The sequence below is a fragment of the Adonisia turfae CCMR0081 genome, from assembly GCF_011009555.1.
Lineage (GTDB): Bacteria > Cyanobacteriota > Cyanobacteriia > Phormidesmidales > Phormidesmidaceae > Leptothoe > Leptothoe turfae.
In genome coordinates, this window is record NZ_QXHD01000004.1 from 5056977 (window position 1) to 5073764 (window position 16788).

Genomic DNA, 16788 nt, shown 5'->3' on the forward strand with positions numbered 1-16788 from the left:
GTGTGGGCACCGCCGCCATCCAACTTGCCCAATTGCTAGGAGCCCACGTTATTGCCACTGCCAGCTCTGAATCAAAAATCACCCATTTACAGGATTTAGGCGTTGACCATGCCCTCAACCACCGCACGCAAAATGTCGTTACAGAGGTACAACGTATTACAGAAAATAAAGGTATACAGGTAGCTCTAGACGGCGGCGGACAGGTCACCTTGCCCCAATGCTTAACAGCTGTTGCCAATGAAGGTCGCATTATCTCCTATGGATATACAACAGGTGTGGAAGCAACGCTGCCGCTGGTCAAACTCATCGGTCGTAATGTACAGCTATTTGGCATTGCCCTCTGGTATAACCAGCATTATCGAACCACCTTAACCACCCTGCGTGATTTGGTGGTTCCCGCTATTGTTAACGGTCAAGTACAGCCTGCCATCACTGTAGTTCAGGGCCTGGAGTGTGTGCCACAAATATTATTACAAATGGAACAGAATCATCTTATGGGAAAAGTTGTTATCGTTCCATAATTTTAGGCTGTTTAGTAAAATTAGGAGCTAGTCAAATGTCTGCAATCAAAGAAGGAATGCCCGTTCTCACTCGCCATGAAGGCCAATGGACCGGAACTTACACAGTGGTTGATAATGATGGCAAAATTCTCGATCAACACCAATGTCTGATTACCTGCGAGTTTCCAGACGACCAGCCCCATCCTTATTTTCAAACCAATCGCTACACCTGGGCCGACGGCAAAGTAGAAGAATATCAGTTCCCTGGTATGTATCGAGATAACAAGCTCTGGTTTGACACCGAACGCATCGAAGGCAAAGCCTGGGACGCAGACGATTCCATTGTAATCCTTTGGTTTGCCTACAAAGGAATCCCAGATGCCTTTGTCTACGAAATGATCCACCTGAGTAAGTGCAACAACCATCGCGCCCGCACCTGGCACTGGTTTAAAAATGGAGAAATCTATCAACGAACACTAATCAAAGAAGCACGAATTCAGTAAGAAAAGAAGATTTACACGTGTTTGATTCCTGGAGACACCCCATGCAACCCATCAAACGAGCCTTTCTAGATACCGCCGATGGCCAAATTCACTATCGCATCGGCGGCGAAGGCGAACCACTTCTACTACTCCACATGAACCCCCGAAGCAGCGACGAATACCGAGAACTGATGCCAATTTTGGGGCAACACTATCAGGTAATTGCCATGGACGCCATGGGCTTTGGCGATTCCGATAAACCCCCCAGAATGTACACGATTTACGACTATGCCAAAACCGTAATGGCATTACTGGACGAATTAGACATTCAAGAAACCAACATTCTCGGCAACCATACCGGTGCCTTTATCGCCGGAGAAGTCACCGCCGCCCACCCTGAGCGGGTCAACAAACTGATCTTAGGTAATGTCCCTGGCTTTGGAGAACAGGGCAAAGCCAGACTCATGGAACTATTTGAACAGGGCTTTAAGATCCAAGACGATGGCTCCCATCTCATGCAACGATGGCAGGCCCGTTCCCGTTATATCGGCACGTCTGAGCTCAACCATCGCTGGGTATTGGACGACCTCAAATGTTTTGGTCACCCCCTGTACGCTGTTTGGGCAGTTGCACAATATTGTCTAGAAGCTGAGGAAAGATTAAAACAGGTCAAATGCCCCACCCTGATCTTCTGGGGCTTAGACGATGTCAAAGAATTCGAAAGACTGGGTCTCTCCAAACCAGAAGACAGATTTTTTGTTAGCCAGGTAATCCCCCATGGTAAGGTGATCGACATTCCCGAGGGAACTATCTGCATGATGAATCAGATGGCCGAAGAGATTGCGAATATGGTACTTGATTTTTTGAAAGGTGCAGTCTAATGAGGGGTGATAGAGTGATGGGGTGATGGAACACTCCCCTACTCCATCACCAATCTTCCCTCACCGCCAACAACTAACTCCCCAACACCGCCGTACACTTAATCTCAACAATCAGCCCTGGTGTAGATAGGGCCACAATCCCCATACCAGTCCATGTAGGGAAGTTCTTTGTGAAATAACGATCTTTTACCTGAATAAACAACAACAAGTGAGGAATTTTTAAATCCTGTGGATTCTCTATCGGAGTATCAACAACATGATACGTAATCATCTCCACCACATCATCAAACGTGGCTCCTGCTGATGATAGAACCTTTTCCACATTCTTAAATGCCTGGTCAAATTGAGCTTCTGTGCCCTCCACCACCTGCATATTTTCATCTCTTCCCACTTGCCCTGAAATATATAAGGTATCTCCCACTTTTATCCCAGGACAATAGCGATATTTTTCATACAAAATTTCCATTCCTTCAGGAATTATAATCTCGCGCTTAGTACCCATAGCAAAATCCTCACAGCGGTCTCTAGTGGCTGAATTGTAATGATTGAATTGATTATAAACGGTGCCCTGGGAAACAATTTAATCCGAGTATCATCCTATGCCTGAAGAAGAATTTGTTCTCCAAGGAAGCCTGACTACCCAGGTTAGACAGATGACCCCAGGCTGTGTTTTTGGCAGCCAGCCTTTATACCCCATGCTCCCGCTTATACAGAAACAAGATACTTTGCCCTAGTACATGGCGGTAATCCCCACATTTCCTATCGTCCGTGGATACCGCCCTTTCATAGCCACTATCCTTGGGAATGGAATCAGAAAGAAAAGACTGCCTACCCAACCAATTGACTGGCATCTTAGTACATTAAAAATCATGAAAATTAATGTGCTAGATGAGTTATGGGAGGTCATAGCCAATGAATCAAAGCTAGTATCTGAACAATTTTGTTGCCCAGTTGGGCGTCAAGGTATGGGGAGCTAGGATTGCTATGGATGATCGTAAACGCGAGCGACTGGTTTTAGTAATTGACGATCAGCCAGAGCATTTACAAATTATTGAACAGGTCCTCACCAATGGCACTGTTCCTTGTCACATCGTTTCTATCGCTGACAGCCATCGGGCCATCGATTTTCTGCGGCATAAAGGAGATTATCCTCAGGTGCCGCGCCCTGATTTAATTTTACTGGACCCACAATTAGCAGATGGCAAAGGCCAGGCTGTTCTTTCAGAGGTGAAAACAGACGTGTCTCTCCGTCGTATTCCTACGATTGTTCTCAGCCCTGTAGCTGATCAGACTAACGTCATCAGTAACTATCAACTGCAGTGTAATAGCTATGTGATTAAACCTCAGGATTTAACAAGTTTGACCGATGTCATACAGGTGATTGAATCATTCTGGCTTAACATTGTAACGCTGCCACTGGAGTAAACACTTCAGCCAAAATGAACTAAGCCAATTAAGCATCTATTTATGTGTAAAAAGTCATGATAATTGTTGCGACTGAGAGAGTAGTTTAGTCGCCTCAACACATGACTACGACAGCATTTCAAGAACTCCCTATTTATTTAACAATTCAAACAAGGCACAGAGAGAGACCTGGGATATTCTGCAAGGTAGCTGTCAATAATTGATGGCGTTGCGCCTAGCGAACAGTGCCGTGCTGATCGTTCGTTTGGTGTTCACTTCACTGATCATCTACGGAGGACAGTATGATACATACAAATCTAACTCAATCAAGTCCCAACCTGGCAGCCTTAAAACAGCCATCAATCACCAGTCTGACAAAGATTCAGCCCCATGGGGTTGTGTTGGTGCTAGACCCCAATGACCTGACCGTATTGCAGGCGAGTACCAACACAATTGATGAATTTGCCTTGGACGTCAGGGACGTCATCGGCAGGCCTTTAGATGAAATTCTCGATCCTTTCCAAGTTGATCAATTTAAGGTAGGGCTGACAGAAGAGAAGTTAGATTTTATTAATCCGGTCAAGATATGGGTACGCAGAGAAGGGGATGATTATCAGGTATTTGATGCTGTCTTTCATCGCAGTAAAGATGGCTTTTTAGTGCTTGAACTTGAGCCTGCCCTTACCCAAGAAAATATTCCTTTTTTAAGCTTTTATCACCTGGCTAGGGCCTCAATTAATCAGCTGGAATCTACAGCGGAGCTATATGCGTTTTGCCAGGTCATTGTCCGAGAAGTGCGCAAGGTGACCGGGTTTGATCGGGTTATGCTCTACCAGTTTGATGATGATGGTCACGGTGAGGTGGTAGCAGAAGAAAAATGTGAGGACATGGAGCCGTATTTGGGGCTGCATTATCCCGAATCGGACATCCCCAAAACAGCTCGCCAGATGTTTCTCTCCAACTGGATTCGGGTAATTCCCGACGCAGCGGCTACTGCGGTGGATCTCTATCCTGCTAAAAATCCGGTGACGCAACAGCCTACGGATTTAACGCACTCGATCCTGCGTAGCGCCTATTCTTGTCACTTGGAATATCTCCATAATATGGGTGTAGGGGCTTCATTAACAATTTCGTTGATGAAGGATAACAAGCTATGGGGATTGATTGCCTGCCATCATCGAACCGCTAAATATGTTCCCTACGAACTCCGTAAAGCTTGTGAGTTTTTAGGACGGGTGATCTTTTCCGAGATTGCCACCCGAGAGGAAGTTGCCGATCATGCCCACCGTATTCGGATCGCCAATGTCCAATCCAGCCTGATTGAGGCTATGTCCCAGGCGGATTATTTTGTTGAGGGCTTAACAGGCGATCAAGCCAGCCTGCTGGAGCTGGTTGGCGCTAGTGGGACAGCCGTTTACTTTGGTAATCGATGGACTTTAGTGGGAGCCACCCCGTCAGAAAATGAGCTGAACTATTTAACCCAATGGTTAGGGAAACAGCTAGATGATGATATTTTCTACACCGATGCTTTACCCCTAATCTATTCAGATGCCCAGCGTTTTAAGCATTTAGCCAGTGGGTTATTGGCTATTCCCATTTCTAAGCGCAGCTATGTGCTCTGGTTCCGTCCAGAGGTGATTCAAACGGTCAATTGGGGCGGTGACCCTAACAATGCCTATGCTGTAGAAGAATCTGAACAGGGTCTAAAGCTCTCGCCACGGCAGTCGTTTGCCCTGTGGAAAGAGACTGTGCGATGCAAGTCACTCCATTGGAAACCAATCGAAATTAAAGCAGCGTTAGAACTGCGCAAGGCTGTTGTCAATGTAGTTCTACGCCAGGCCGAAGAACTTGCCCTATTGGCTCAAGATCTAGAGCGATCTAATGCGGAATTAAAAAAGTTTGCCTACATCGCCTCCCATGATCTACAGGAGCCTTTGAACCAGGTAGCCAATTTTGTGCAGCTATTGGAAATGCGCTATAGCGAAGAACTGGACCAGGACGCCAAGGAATTTATCAACTATGCGGTGGGGGGTGTGCACCAAATGCAAACCCTGATCGATGACGTATTGCTATACTCCAAGGTGGATATCCAAGGGATAGACTGTGCCCTAACAGAAGTTGATGTAGCTTTAGAGAAAGCTTTAAAGAATCTACAGGGACGAATTCATGAAACGGGGGCAGTTGTCACCTACGACACAATGCCGACGTTAGTGGCTGACGGCACCCAACTGATGCAGCTATTCCAGAATCTGATTGGTAACGCCATTAAGTTTCGACGTTCTGAAGTGTCTCCCACAATTCATGTGGGTGTAGACCGTGAGGAAGATAGCTGGCTGTTCTCAGTACGGGATAATGGCATTGGTATCGATCCTGAATTTTTTGAACGTATTTTTGTCATTTTCCAACGGTTACATACCCGTGATGAGTATCCTGGCTCAGGTATGGGCTTAGCCATTTGCAAGAAGATTGCTGACTGTCACCGAGGTCGTATCTGGGTGGACTCTGCAGTAGGTCAAGGCGCGACATTCTATTTCACATTGCCAGTCGGAGGTCGAGATCGTACCAGTGGACGCAGGACGCAAAGTTATTTTCTTGATCGAGGATAATCGGGGCGATATTCGCCTAATTCAAGAAGCCCTCAAACACGCGGGTACCGCCTGTGATATTGCTGTCGCTAGAGACGGTGTAGAAGCTATGGCCTACCTGCGTCGCGAGGGCGACTTTCAGCAAGTCAAGATGCCTGATTTAATCCTTCTTGATCTCAATTTACCTAAAAAAGATGGTCGAGAGGTCTTAGCCGAAATCAAAGCTGATCCCAAGCTTAAACATATTCCAGTGGTCGTATTAACGACATCGCGCAATGAAGATGACATTCTTAATAGCTATGACTTACATGTCAACTGCTACATTTCCAAATCTCGTAATTTAGCTCAGCTATTTACCATCATCCAAGGAATTGAAGAGTTTTGGCTGAAAACCGCTACGCTACCCAAACTTTGACCGATCCTAGACTAGGGACTAGCACCCGAGTGTTATTGATTGAAGATAGCGCTGCCGATGCTCGACTTCTACAAGAGTTTCTCAGGGAAACCTTATATGATGAGTTTCTCTTGACCCATGTGGAACGTCTTGGTAAGGCACTACAGCAGCTACAGGACAACACCTATGATGTTGTTTTGTTGGATTTGACGTTGCCCGATAGCGATGGTCTGAGCTCACTGAATGCCCTCCTCCACCAGGCACCCAGCGTTCCGATTGTGGTTTTAACCAATACCAACAATCCTGAGCTTGCGGTTGAAGCTGTGCGCCAAGGGGCGCAAGACTATTTGATTAAACGACAAATGCACCATGAGGTGTTGGTGCGATCGCTCCGCTATGCCATTGAGCGCAAGCAGCAGGCCGAGGCACTACGGGCAGCCAATGAAGCCTTAGAACATCGGGTGCAGGCACGGACGCGGGAGTTAGAGCTGGCCAATCAGCGACTACGCCAGGAGGTCAACTATCGTCAAACGGTGCAGGAGCGGCTAGCCCTGGCCCAAAAGGCGGGTAAAACCGGCATTTTTGAATGGAATATTCGCTCTAACGAGGTTACCTGGAGTGCAGAATTAGAGGCACTTTATGGGGTATCTCGGGGTGACTTTGATGGGTCCTATGATAATTGGATCAAGGCAATTCACAGTGAAGACCGGTCTCGGGTCGAGCAAGATTTATGGCGCTCTGTCACCGTGGGCAAGGGTCTCAACAGTGAGTTTAGAATCTCCCACCCCAGCGGTATTCGATGGATTAGTGTCAGCAGTCGCATTTTCAACGGGGAGGATGGTAAACCCCTGAGAATGTTAGGCATCCATTTGGATATTACTGAAAAGAAACAGCTGGAATCCCAATTTTTGCAGGCCCAGCGACTGGAAAGTCTAGGGGCATTAGCCAGTGGCATTGCCCATGATCTTAACAATATTTTGACTCCTATTTTGGCCGCTGGGCAATTATTACCGATTACCCTGGAGACCATCGACGAACGGTCGCAGCAGCTGATTGAAACCTTAAACTGTAGTGCTCAGCGGGGGATCAAACTCGTCCAGCAAATTCTCTCATTTGCCCAAGATGGCAAGAGTGTTAGCAGTGTCCTATCCATCGGCGATTTGTTAGCAGAGACAAATCAGATTGTAAAACAAACCTTGCCTCAGTCTATAAATGTTCATGTTGAGGTGCCTGCCGATCTATGGTTGGTCAAAGGTAATGAGACACAGCTGCACCAGGTATTCATGAATCTCTGTGTCAATGCCCGAGATGCCATGTCCGAGGGGGGCATCTTGCGGGTCTCTGCAAAAAACTTGGTGATTGATGAGCCCTATTTACAAATGCATGGTGATGCTACGCCGGGTCCACATGTGATGGTGACCGTGACAGATACGGGCACAGGGATTGCACCAGAAATTCAAGAACATATTTTTGATCCGTTTTTTACGACCAAATCCACCGGTCAGGGTACGGGGCTGGGGTTAGCCGCTGTGCTCAATATTGTGAAAAGCCACAATGGTTTTATCACCATGCAAACAGCGGTGGGGGAGGGCAGTCAGTTTCATGTTTATCTGCCCGCTGATCCCAATTCTGTTTCGGTACCAACACCACCGTTAGAGTTGTTGTGCGGTCACCAAGAGGTGATTCTGGTGGTGGATGATGATCCGGCAATTTGTAAGGTAATGCGGCTGTCGTTGGAGACCTATGGGTATCAGGTGCTGATTGCTAATGATGGATTGGGTGCGATCGCAATGCTAGCCGAACACCGCGCTTTAGTACGCTGCATTTTGATCGACCTGATGATGCCAGATATGGATGGTCAAACTGCTATTCCGCTGTTGCAACGGCTTCAGCCTGAGGTGAAGGTGGTGGCCATGACTGGAGCGATTATCCCAACGCAGGCAGATTCGGTAGCGAACGAATTAAGGTTAGATGGCACCCTAAATAAACCGTTTACTACCCGAGATCTACTCATGCTGCTGCAAAAAGTCCTCGTCTCCCAGGGATGAGTTCATCCCAAGAACAACCACTAGTGGCTGCAAAATATGCAGGTAACATAGGGCATCAAGGCATACATTCAAAACGTCGAATGCAGCGTCAAAGCCGCCATCGACTGTAAACTCACCCCACCAAAAACTAAAGAGCAGCATGCTCCTTTGACTGCCAATCATAGCTAGCAGCAAAATGGCAAAACTGTTGCACCAGCTCAGACTGCTGATGTGGCCGCCATTTTAGTCCAATGGTGCGCTCAAAGTCCAAATCTGAAACCGGTAGATACACCATACCCGGTATCCCCTGCCAGTAAGGCATAATACACAGCCCCAATCCTGCCTGAATCAACGAAAACACCCATTCCTCATGGCTCGCCCGATAAACAACCTTAGGACGAATATGAGCAGCATCCAACATCTGACATTCCTGGGGAAAAAACTCACAATTAATCCGGTCAATAAACGGTTGCCCCTCCAGCTCCGCCAGACGCACTGACGTCCGCTGAGAAAACGGATGGCTGAGCGGCACCGCTAACCGCAACGGCTGCCGAAAGAGCACAGTAGACGTCTGAGAATCAGCATGAACCACCGGTTGAGATACCCCACGCAAACTCAACACCGTTAAAACAACATCCACATCCCCTCGCTCTAACCCATCCTGCAACGTCTCCAGCGTGCCATCGTGTAACTCAACCGTGATATGGGGGTAATGCTGCTGAAAGGAACTGACTAAATTAGCCAAAACCGCAACGCGCATCGTACTCAAAACACCCAGACGCAGCGTAGTCTCATCATTAAATCCCTTCAGCTCATGCAAAGCCGCCTGGTACTGATCCATAATCACCTGGGCTTTCTCCATAAAAGATCGCCCTGCCGCCGTCAGCACCGTGCGCCTCCCCCCGCGCTCAAACAAAGATACCCCCAACTCCTGCTCCAATTTCTTAATCCCGGTGGAGAGAGAGGGCTGGGACAGATAAAGCCGCTCAGCCGCCCGTGAAAATGTACCTGTTTCAGCAATTGCCAGGAAATAACGCACTTGATATAAATCCATCTATAGGTACCTTCTATAGGTTTTATACTCAGAATAGCCTTGTTGAATAGTTTAACCTGGGACACCATTAAGGAGACAAGGGCAAACGATAACTTCTCAAAGCCCTTATCCCTTAACAACGCGAACATTAAACTCAAACAACAATCATGACAGCCACTGTAAATGGAACCTCTGCCAAACTGGTCATGGGGCATCCAGCTCCCGCTTTGGAAGTGAACACATTGAGCCATGGCCTTTGGAATCTGGCTGACCAGACGCCTGAAAACTACACGATGATAGTTTTCTACCGAGGTCTGCATTGTCCTGTTTGCGTCCAATACATCAGCGAACTAGAACAAAAACTCAATGCCTTTAGTCAGCTCGGTGTCACCGTTATTGCCATTAGTGGCGATGATCAGGAGAAGGCGGCTCAATTGCAAGCAAAAACTAACTCACAACAGCTAACGCTGGGATATGGCCTAACCTATGACGATATGCGCCGTTGGGGGCTATACCTAAGCAAGGGACATTTTGATAATGAGCCCACTCTGTTTAGTGAACCCGCCCTTTTTCTGATCAAACCCAACGGTCATATCTACCTAGCTAACTTGGGCACCCATCCCTTTTCCCGCATCAGCTTTGACTTCCTAATTCAGGGATTGGAATACGTCATTCCCAACAACTATCCCTTCCGTGGCACTGAATAGCCATAGAAATCTTATTGATCGATGATCAGCTGATCGGACAATCCCCTTCTCTGAATTAATTCAACAGAAGACTGTGATCCTCTGTATGTGAGAGGATCACAGTCTGATAACTCATCAGGAGAAAATCATGAACTCATCCTTGTTTTATCTCGCTGCCAGCGGCATGCTCTGCGTCCTCCTTTGGACCCCCTATATCCTCAATCGAGTCTTTGTATGGGGCATTCCAGCATTTGCCAGCAACTATCCCAGTAAAAAGTTCCCAGCCGAAGCCCCGGCAATTCCAGTATGGGCAGAACGGGCCCAACGCACCCACCTCAACATGGTTGAGACCTTACCTGCCTTTGCCGCTGTCGTGCTTGCAGCTTATCTAACCGATGCTAACAACGACATTGTTAACATTTGGGCCGCTGTCTTTTTCTGGGCCAGAATATTCCACGCTAGTGTTTACATTCTGGGTGTCCCTTACCTGAGAACCCCCACCTACCTAGTCTCTTGGGCTGCAGTACTGATTATTGGCGCTCAAGTTGTCTTCTAAATATCAATGGGCAAGTGGTTTGTCTATTATACATGTCACACTCAAACCCCTTGCCTCGTCTTCTTTATGCCCCCTACAAGGAGATGAATACCCAGTTGCCACCCACAAAGTTCCTGACAACCATGAGTCAGCCACTTGACTTTTTAAAACGACCGGTCATATAATAAGCCCATGGCTAGACCAAAACGCAACGACAATACTCGAGAAAAGTTACTGGACCAAGGCATTAAGCTGTTTATGGATCAGGGCTATCATGGCACTGGCATCAAGGAAGTTGTGGATTTAGTCAAGGTTCCCAAGGGGTCTTTCTACAACTACTTTGACAGCAAAGAACAGTTTGGGGCTGATGTCATTCGGCACTATGCCAGGTGGGTTGTGACAAACATGGCCGCTTGGCTCAATGGTTCAGAGGACAACGCACTGATTGCCCTTGAACAGTTTTTTGAGCAAGAAATGCAGCGACATCAGGAGGTGAAAGCAGGCTGCATTATCGGTAATTTAGGAGCAGAGTTGGGGGCAAGCAGTGAGCGATGCCAACAGGCCATGATTGAGGGATTTGCCGCCATGAAAAACCAGTTTCTCCAAACCCTGAAGCGGGGCCAGACCCAAGGTTCAATTCGGCATGATATTTCTGCCGAAGACCTTGCAGATTTTTTGATCAATGCCTATGAAGGCGCTTTACTGCGCATGCAGGTCGAACAATCGGTAGAACCCATCCGGAAATTATGGCAGTTGCTCAACAGTTATTTGGTGGCTCCCTAAACCTCTCCACAATCCATGCAAGAACGCACCTGCGTGTGTCCAAATTTAGATAAATAGCGAATATCCTGCATTGGCCGCACAGCTGTGCGGCCCTACATTGAGAAATTATCGTTATTTTAAGACGACTGGTCGTATTTTAATCATGCAACAATCATGAAAAACACACTGCAATGGAAAATTCCAGGTCAAGAATTTGAAGACGGCAGTCTGGTTACTGACTGGAAAAAGATCGAGGGGAACCCCTGGCATCTTCAAATAGAGAGTCAGTATGAGATGACATTTGATATTTACGAACATGACGGTCAGTTCTGGAAGCTGTATCAGGCTCGTTGGGTGATAGAAGGGACCACTGGATACCTCTATCGCTATGGTGGCCAAGCCTGCCGCATGACTCAGGTGCAGTACAGGCAAACGGTGCGATCGCCCCATTCTGGGTTATTAAAACAGGCTGGAGATCTAGAGTGGGTTCGAGTCTACGAAGTGGATAAGCGGATTCATCAGGTGATGCGGATTGGGAGGATAAATCCGAAAGATGACAACAGCGTTGTTGCTGAAAAATTGGCGTAATGAGGGGAGCAATTTAAGGTGTTAGCGGTTAACCCACCTCGTTTCCCGTCCCAGAAAGGGATTAGGTTTTGGCTTCATATTTAGGCCCAGGGCTTAGTTCAGCTCAAATGAGAAAATTTATTAACCCAAAGGAGTTACATCATGAGTTCTACAGTACCAAATTTTGATGCTTACATCTTCTCAAAACAACCTAACTACCATGAACCAACGGTACGTCAGGAATTTGCCAAGGCCGTACCGAATCTGAGAACAATTGTGGTCTATTGTTATGATCCTAGGGTGATTGAAATTCCCATCGCTGTGGCAGAAGAATTTGACGAGGTGTATCCGGGCACTATTGTCACCGATGTCCAGGGAAATAAAGTTGCTTCGTCGGCCACTCTCTTTGAAGTTGTTGTGGCCGGGGGGCGAGCCGTGGATGCACTGCGCTCAATTACGGTGGCACAACATTTATTTGGCATTGAGAATATTGTCATCGTCCATCATACCTATTGCGGGGCTACCTCATTTACGCCAGATGGGTTGATCGAGGCCTATAAACGTGAACATCATCAGGACATTGCGGCTCTTTATGAACGGGCCAGCATCTCCATTGGTGACTTTGCCACATCCCTGAAGTATGACACTCGCTTAGTCAGGGAATCGAAAGGTACACCCAAACATGTCAACATCTACGGCTATGTCTACAACACTGACACCCATGGGCTGACAAAGCTTGTAGAAGACAAAGGATTGGTCACAGCCAACCCCTAAAGCTATGAAACAGACAGATCGAGAAGTTGTTGTTATTACTGCGATCTCACTCACCCTCGCTGTCATCATTCAACTCTTTTCCATAGTCTAAATTTCACCCCACTATACCAATTAGTCATCCTGATTAAGGAGACAGTCATGAAGTCCTCCTCATTTTTAAATCGGTTGGCGGATTCTGCTAAAAGCAGATCCCATCAGAAGACTCCGACAACCTCAACTAAACACAGAATTCAAGCAGCCTTGATGGCAATGGCTCAGACCTTGGCGCAGCTTTTACACGATCACGTGAGCACTGAACCCGTGGTTTCAGAACACCAGGATAGAAACGGTGAGCGCTATTACCGAATCTACGATCCGCTGGATGAGAAAATGTACTACTTCAGCTCAGAAAACGAGGTTCGTATCTGGTTAGATCAACGACATTATCGATAAAATTGTCCAGGAATCTCGCTTTCTTGGCTCCTCTGCTCAACAAACAATCCTTACCTACTGGAGTGCTCTATGCGTTACCGTTTTTACACCGTTGATGTTTTTACCAAACATATTTTTGGCGGTAATCCCCTGGCTGTTTTTCCAGAAGCAGACGGGTTAAAACCAGAGCAAATGCAGCGGATTGCCAGTGAGTTTAATTTATCTGAGACTGCATTTGTTCTGCCGCCAGAGACCACAGAGGGAACCTATCGCCTGAGGATTTTCACCCCAGGCACTGAGTTACCCTTTGCCGGACATCCCACCATTGGTACGGCTTATGTGCTGGCAGCCATCGGCAAGGTGCCTTTAAGTGAAGATAGGACAACGATTATTTTCGAAGAAGGCGTTGGCGATATTCCAGTTGTTATTCATAGCACCAATGATCAACCCACCTTTGCACAGTTCTCAGCGGCTCAACTGCCAGAGTTTGGCCCAGAGCCTCCACCTCTGGCTAAGCTAGCTTCTATGCTGTCTCTCCAACCGTCAGATTTACACGCAGATAACTGGACACCTCAGGCGTTATCCTGCGGGGTACCATTTTTGTTTATTCCGATTTGCGATCGCACCACCCTAGCCAAAGCGCAACTCAATCTCACCACATGGGAAGCAACATTAGCCTCCTATTGGGCTCCCCACATTTATCTGTTCACCCCTGATCCAGAATTAGAAGGCTCCGATTTTCGAGCCAGGATGTTTGCACCCGCCATGGGTATCCAAGAAGATCCGGCCACTGGAGCCGCTGCCACAGCTTTTGCAGGCTATCTGGGCCAAACTGCAAAAGCTGGAAAATTACGCTGGGTGATTGAACAGGGATTTGACATGGGACGGCCCAGCTTTCTAGACATTGAGGCAGATAAAGACGGTAACAAAATATCTGCCATTCGCGTTGGTGGAAATTCAGTTCAAGTCAGCCAGGGAGAGATAACCATTCCATCAGGAGATAACCCATGACTCAGCCAATTTGTTTAATCACAGGGGTGGGAGAGGGGACAGGAGCCGCAATTGCCCGCCGATTTGCTAAAAGTGGCTATCGGTTGGCCATGCTTGCCCGCAACCGCGAGCGACTCCGGAAACTTGAGCAGGAAATCCCTCAGGCTCACGCCTATGGTTGTGATGTGAGTAATTTAGATGAATTACTCACCACCGTAAAACATATCCAAGCAGAGATGGGACACCCTTCTGTGCTAATTCACAATGCCGTTAGCGCTACGTTTGGAACGTTTCTAAACGCTGATCCGGAGACATTAGAACATAATTTTCGAGTCAATACGACCTCTCTGCTTTACCTGGTGCGTCAGCTGGCACCGCCGATGGTGCAAACAGGTAGTGGCACCATTATTGTGACTGGCAACACAGCCGCCCATAGAGGAATTCCCACCTATGCTCTCTTTGCCCCCACAAAAGCGGCACAGCGGATTTTAGCGCAGTCCCTGGCCCGCGAGTTGGGACCCAAAGGCATTCATGTAGCCTATCTGACCATTGATGCTGCGATCGCAACCCCCTGGTCAAAAGACCTACCTGTTCAAGGCCTCAACACTCACCCTTTGAACCAACAAATAACAATTTCTAAAGAGTTCTTCTGCCAACCAGTTGATATTGCCGAAGAAACATTTCACATCGCCCATCAACCCCGATCAGCCTGGTCCTTTGATGTAGAAATTCGTCCTTCCACTGAAAAGTGGTGAGTAGAATTAAGTAGTGTATGCAGGAAACTACAGGCCATGAAAATTTCTGTCATTGGCATCGGTAAAGTCGGTTCAACCATTAGCTTTGTTTTAGCAAAAGGCGGTTTAGCATCCGAATTAGTGCTATATAACCGCACCAGAGAAATTGCCCATGCTGAAGCCATCGATATTCAGCAAGCTGTAGCTCTCACCCCCTATCGACTTGTGGTCCGAGATGGTGAATTAGAAGACACTGCTAATTCAGACATCATTGTCATTGCAGTCAGTGCCCCGATGCCTAAAAACATGAGAAACCGCAATGAGCTATGCTTGCAAAACACTCAAATCATGCAAACGTTGATCCCGCCTCTGGCGCGCTATAGCCCGAACGCTATTTTTGTGAATGTCAGCAATCCCGTTGACGCATTAACTTACCAAATCTTACAGATTGCTCGACAACAGTCTGAGGAAATCAACTGGCAACGGGTAATTGGCACTGGCACACTTATTGATTCAGCCCGATTTCGTGATCTGTTATCCACTCAACTAGGCATCCACCCTGCCGATATCAACGCCTATATTTTAGGAGAACACGGAGACAGCCAATTTGCCGCTCTCAGTTCGGCTACAAGCGGTGGTGCATTAATTGATGCCAATCCTTTACGCCAACAGATGGTGGAAAAGGCGAAACAATCAGCATGGACTATTTTCAAAGCTAAGGGGTATACCAATTACACGGTATCTTTAGCCATGGAGATGATTGTACGCAGTATCGTAGAGGATTCGCGATATACCCTACCAGTGACGGTATTAATCGATGGGTACTGTGATGTATTTAACTGTTGCCTCAGTGTGCCTTGTGTTGTTGGCCGCCAGGGTGTTCATTATCGTTTGGAAACTCGACTGAATGAGGCGGAGGTATCGGCTTTCCAGAATTGTGCGCGAGTGGTTCAACAACAAATCCAGTGTGTGAACTTATAAACTGGTAAAGACATCTCTTAAAGATTTCACGTTCAGGTCAGTTAATGGAAACCACGATATTCTGGAGAGGATATAGAGCCAGAGATTCAATCCAATATCCTATTCGCTTTGATCAAAGGTGGCCATCTTAGACAACCTGCAAAGAGTTTTATCTATTCTTACTATCTATATATGGGCGCAATCAGCTAGCTCCAACTTTAGAACGTGGCCTATATAATGGCTTCAATGCCCCCATATTGATCTGGTCAGCCATGCATAATCACCACAGCAAGATGTTCTTGTATGACAGAGCTGATTATTCAACCAGCAGCCCTGTTGTGGATAATGTGCTGCTCAACCAGTCGATTAAGACTCTGGTGGCGATGATTGAACAAGAACTGCGTCCTCAGGTTAGCCTCAAAAGTATTAGGCCCCATGACCCCATTGAGGTCAAGCATATTCCGGCTCCGTGGCAGTTGTTAGGTACGGGCAACTATGCGGCGGTATTTACCCATCCCGACTATGCCGATTTAGCCGTCAAGATCTATGCCCCAGATCGTCCTGGTTTTGAAGATGAAGCCGAAGTTTATCGCAGAATAGGCATTCATCCCGCTTTCTCTCAATGTTTCTACGCCCGAGATAATTTTTTAGTCCTTAAGTGCCTAGAGGGCGTCACCTTATATAACTGTCTACACCAGGGTCGACGCATTCCTAAACAGGTGATTTTAGATATTGATCAAGCTTTAGACTATGCTCGCAGTCGAGGACTACGCCCCCACGATGTCCATGGTAAAAATGTCATGATACAACAAGGCCGGGGCCTTGTTGTTGATATTTCAGACTTTCTGCGAGCAGGTTCTGGTTTAGCCTGGGACGATCTAAAGACATTTTACTATTGGGTTTATAGACCTTTTCTCTCGCCTCTAAGGGTTCGTATCCCTCTCGCCTTACTGGACATCAGTCGGGGGGTTTATCGATTTCTACGCGTTTTGCTAAAGCGCAAAGCTTAGGGGCCGTTTATTAATCGGCCTACACCACAGCTATGAATTTATACCTTTTGTCT

At 47.1% G+C, this 16788-nt stretch carries 19 protein-coding genes; 17 read left to right on the top strand and 2 right to left on the bottom strand.

The features are described from left to right. From DXZ20_RS25690 to DXZ20_RS25700, 3 genes are all read left to right on the top strand, one after another. Nucleotides 1–521: quinone oxidoreductase family protein (locus DXZ20_RS25690; protein ID WP_163701923.1), on the top strand; the 521-nt coding region annotated here is incomplete at its 5' end. Nucleotides 522–556: 35 nt separating this feature from the next. Continuing rightward, nucleotides 557–1003, top strand: coding sequence for a DUF3598 family protein (locus DXZ20_RS25695; RefSeq protein WP_163659175.1), 447 nt, complete (start codon nucleotides 557–559; stop codon nucleotides 1001–1003). A 41-nt stretch (nucleotides 1004–1044) separates the two neighbouring features. Next, nucleotides 1045–1863 carry an alpha/beta fold hydrolase gene (locus DXZ20_RS25700; protein ID WP_163701925.1) on the top strand — a complete coding sequence of 273 codons (819 nt, stop codon included), beginning with the start codon at nucleotides 1045–1047 and terminating at the stop codon, nucleotides 1861–1863. A 73-nt stretch (nucleotides 1864–1936) separates the two neighbouring features. On the opposite strand, the gene DXZ20_RS25705 is transcribed toward DXZ20_RS25700, so the two are convergent. Then, nucleotides 1937–2365 carry a RidA family protein gene (locus DXZ20_RS25705; protein ID WP_163659177.1) on the bottom strand — a complete coding sequence of 143 codons (429 nt, stop codon included), beginning with the start codon at nucleotides 2363–2365 and terminating at the stop codon, nucleotides 1937–1939. A 482-nt stretch (nucleotides 2366–2847) separates the two neighbouring features. On the opposite strand from DXZ20_RS25705, the gene DXZ20_RS25710 reads away from it, so the two are divergent. From DXZ20_RS25710 to DXZ20_RS25725, 4 genes are all read left to right on the top strand, one after another. Beyond that, nucleotides 2848–3288 carry a response regulator gene (locus DXZ20_RS25710; RefSeq protein WP_163659178.1) on the top strand — a complete coding sequence of 147 codons (441 nt, stop codon included), beginning with the start codon at nucleotides 2848–2850 and terminating at the stop codon, nucleotides 3286–3288. Nucleotides 3289–3569: 281 nt separating this feature from the next. Next, nucleotides 3570–5873: an ATP-binding protein gene (locus DXZ20_RS25715; protein ID WP_163701927.1), complete on the top strand. Its 2304-nt coding sequence runs from the start codon at nucleotides 3570–3572 to the stop codon at nucleotides 5871–5873. Next, on the top strand, nucleotides 5833–6267 hold the full coding sequence (locus DXZ20_RS25720) for a response regulator (protein ID WP_006514402.1): 435 nt from the start codon (nucleotides 5833–5835) through the stop codon (nucleotides 6265–6267). Before DXZ20_RS25715 ends, DXZ20_RS25720 begins: the two co-directional genes overlap by 41 nt. Next, the gene (locus DXZ20_RS25725) at nucleotides 6264–8294 is read left to right on the top strand and encodes an ATP-binding response regulator (RefSeq protein WP_250565928.1); all 2031 of its coding nucleotides are present in this window, start codon (nucleotides 6264–6266) and stop codon (nucleotides 8292–8294) included. Before DXZ20_RS25720 ends, DXZ20_RS25725 begins: the two co-directional genes overlap by 4 nt. A 127-nt stretch (nucleotides 8295–8421) precedes the next feature. Here the strand turns inward: DXZ20_RS25725 and DXZ20_RS25730 are convergent, their stop codons facing one another. Further along, on the bottom strand, nucleotides 8422–9327 hold the full coding sequence (locus tag DXZ20_RS25730) for a LysR family transcriptional regulator (protein ID WP_163701930.1): 906 nt from the start codon (nucleotides 9325–9327) through the stop codon (nucleotides 8422–8424). A 146-nt stretch (nucleotides 9328–9473) separates the two neighbouring features. Between DXZ20_RS25730 and DXZ20_RS25735 the strand changes: the two genes are divergently transcribed. The 10 genes from DXZ20_RS25735 (at nucleotide 9474) to DXZ20_RS25780 (ending at nucleotide 16735) form a co-directional block, all read left to right on the top strand. Continuing rightward, the gene (locus DXZ20_RS25735; RefSeq protein WP_163701932.1) at nucleotides 9474–10013 is read left to right on the top strand and encodes a redoxin domain-containing protein; all 540 of its coding nucleotides are present in this window, start codon (nucleotides 9474–9476) and stop codon (nucleotides 10011–10013) included. A gap of 127 nt (nucleotides 10014–10140) precedes the next feature. Further along, nucleotides 10141–10548, top strand: coding sequence for an MAPEG family protein (locus DXZ20_RS25740; RefSeq protein ID WP_163701933.1), 408 nt, complete (start codon nucleotides 10141–10143; stop codon nucleotides 10546–10548). A gap of 171 nt (nucleotides 10549–10719) precedes the next feature. Next, nucleotides 10720–11310 carry a TetR/AcrR family transcriptional regulator gene (locus tag DXZ20_RS25745; protein WP_163701935.1) on the top strand — a complete coding sequence of 197 codons (591 nt, stop codon included), beginning with the start codon at nucleotides 10720–10722 and terminating at the stop codon, nucleotides 11308–11310. A 153-nt stretch (nucleotides 11311–11463) separates the two neighbouring features. Then, nucleotides 11464–11877, top strand: coding sequence for a hypothetical protein (locus DXZ20_RS25750; protein ID WP_163701937.1), 414 nt, complete (start codon nucleotides 11464–11466; stop codon nucleotides 11875–11877). A 141-nt stretch (nucleotides 11878–12018) separates the two neighbouring features. Next, nucleotides 12019–12630 (top strand): carbonic anhydrase, encoded by a 612-nt coding sequence (locus tag DXZ20_RS25755; protein ID WP_163701939.1) that lies wholly within the window; start codon nucleotides 12019–12021, stop codon nucleotides 12628–12630. Nucleotides 12631–12768: 138 nt separating this feature from the next. Then, a complete protein-coding gene (locus DXZ20_RS25760; RefSeq protein ID WP_163701941.1) occupies nucleotides 12769–13062 on the top strand; it encodes a hypothetical protein in 294 nt (97 codons plus the stop codon). 69 nt (nucleotides 13063–13131) lie between these two features. Further along, complete coding sequence (locus DXZ20_RS25765) at nucleotides 13132–14052, top strand: PhzF family phenazine biosynthesis protein (protein WP_163701944.1); 921 nt, start codon at nucleotides 13132–13134, stop codon at nucleotides 14050–14052. Next, on the top strand, nucleotides 14049–14786 hold the full coding sequence (locus tag DXZ20_RS25770) for an SDR family NAD(P)-dependent oxidoreductase (RefSeq protein ID WP_163701946.1): 738 nt from the start codon (nucleotides 14049–14051) through the stop codon (nucleotides 14784–14786). Before DXZ20_RS25765 ends, DXZ20_RS25770 begins: the two co-directional genes overlap by 4 nt. Before the next feature lie 36 nt (nucleotides 14787–14822). Beyond that, nucleotides 14823–15746, top strand: a complete 924-nt coding sequence (locus tag DXZ20_RS25775) for a malate dehydrogenase (protein ID WP_163701947.1) — start codon at nucleotides 14823–14825, stop codon at nucleotides 15744–15746. Nucleotides 15747–15997: 251 nt separating this feature from the next. Then, on the top strand, nucleotides 15998–16735 hold the full coding sequence (locus DXZ20_RS25780) for a serine/threonine protein kinase (protein ID WP_250565929.1): 738 nt from the start codon (nucleotides 15998–16000) through the stop codon (nucleotides 16733–16735). Nucleotides 16736–16788 lie beyond the last annotated feature (53 nt).